Source organism: Isoptericola sp. NPDC055063, from assembly GCF_053608125.1.
The window spans coordinates 106,768-107,993 of the sequence record NZ_JBSGUW010000015.1; the positions used below are offsets into that span (position 1 = coordinate 106,768).

The 1,226-nt window shown below is 75.1% G+C and carries 2 protein-coding genes; one reads left to right on the forward strand and one right to left on the reverse strand.

All coding sequences use genetic code 11. The features are described 5' to 3' along the window. Positions 1–149 precede the first annotated feature (149 nt). Positions 150–764, reverse strand: coding sequence for an isochorismatase family protein (locus ACWF41_RS17995; RefSeq protein WP_380314734.1), 615 nt, complete (start codon positions 762–764; stop codon positions 150–152). 125 nt (positions 765–889) lie between these two features. Between ACWF41_RS17995 and ACWF41_RS18000 the strand changes: the two genes are divergently transcribed. Then, a partial coding sequence (locus ACWF41_RS18000) for a DJ-1/PfpI family protein (protein ID WP_452182980.1) occupies positions 890–1,226 on the forward strand: 337 nt, incomplete at its 3' end.

A 1,226-nucleotide genomic window follows, 5' to 3' on the forward strand; every position in this document is an offset into this window, starting at 1 on the left:
GGGAGTCCCTGCCGCGGGTGGGTGGGGGAACCCAAAGAGCGGGCTAGGCGTCGTCTACAGGAGCAGGCGGAGCCCCTGGGGGGTGGGGGGTGGTGGGGTGGTGGCCCGCGACGACGAGGTGCTGGTCTGACGCCCGGCGCCGGTCGACCTCAGGCGGCCGCGGCCTCGCCCGTGAGGTCGTCGGCCGTGGCCACGACCACCCCGTAGAGGTCCGCGACGGTGGCGAGAGCCCCCCGGTGCAGCTGCGCCGCGCGGGCCTCGCCGGCCGCGCTCGCCAGGGGACGCGTCGCGCACGCCGCAGCCACGACGGTGGGCCGCAGCCCGCGCAGGAACGCGCCCTGGGCGGTGAACGTCACGCACATGTGGGTCATGAAACCGACCACCACGACGTCGTCGTGGCCGGCCGCGGCGACGAGGTCGCCCAGCTCGGTGCGGACGAACGAGTCCGGCGCGGTCTTGGTCACGACGGCCTCGCCGGGCTCCGGTGCGACGCGCGGGTGGATCTGCCCGAGCTCGTCGTCCAGGTCGTAGGGCGACCCGGCGCCGCCGTCGTGGCGCACGTGGATCACCGTGGCGCCGGCCGCGCGGGCGCGGGCCAGCAGGTCGGCGGCGGCGTCGAGCGCCGGCTCCCAGCCGTCGAGCTCCAGCACGCCACGCGTGTAGGTGTTCTGGTAGTCGACCAGGATCAGGGTCGACCCGGCGAGCGACGCGGGGGTCTGGTCCAGGCCGGAGAGGTCGCGCAGCGTCGTGCTCGTGCTGGTCATGGGGGTCCTTTCGCGAGCGGGCGGGGCGCCGTGCGGCGCCGCCCCTCCACGCTACGAAGCCGCTATCGTGTCGGCAATGTCGTACAACCTGCAGATCCGGACATCGTGATGGGGGCGTCGTCGTGATGGCGCGGCTCGTCGTGGTCACCCTGTTCGAGGGCGTGGACCTGCTCGACGTCACCGGGCCGGCCGAGGTCTTCGCGCTCCTGGCGCGGGAGCTCGACGGACCGACGGGGTACGAGGTGCTGCTCGCCGCCGAGACCGTCGACCCCGTGCGCACGTCCGCGGGCGTCCGCGTGCTGCCCGACGCCACCTTCGACGACCTCGCCGGGCGGCGGGTCGACACCCTCGTCGTGGGGGGGGGGGGCGCGGTGGGGGGGGGGAGGAGCGAACGGGGGGAGGGTGGGGCCAATCCCCGTCGGGCTAGGTTGGGGGTGGCGGGGAGAGGGTCCCATCGTTGGC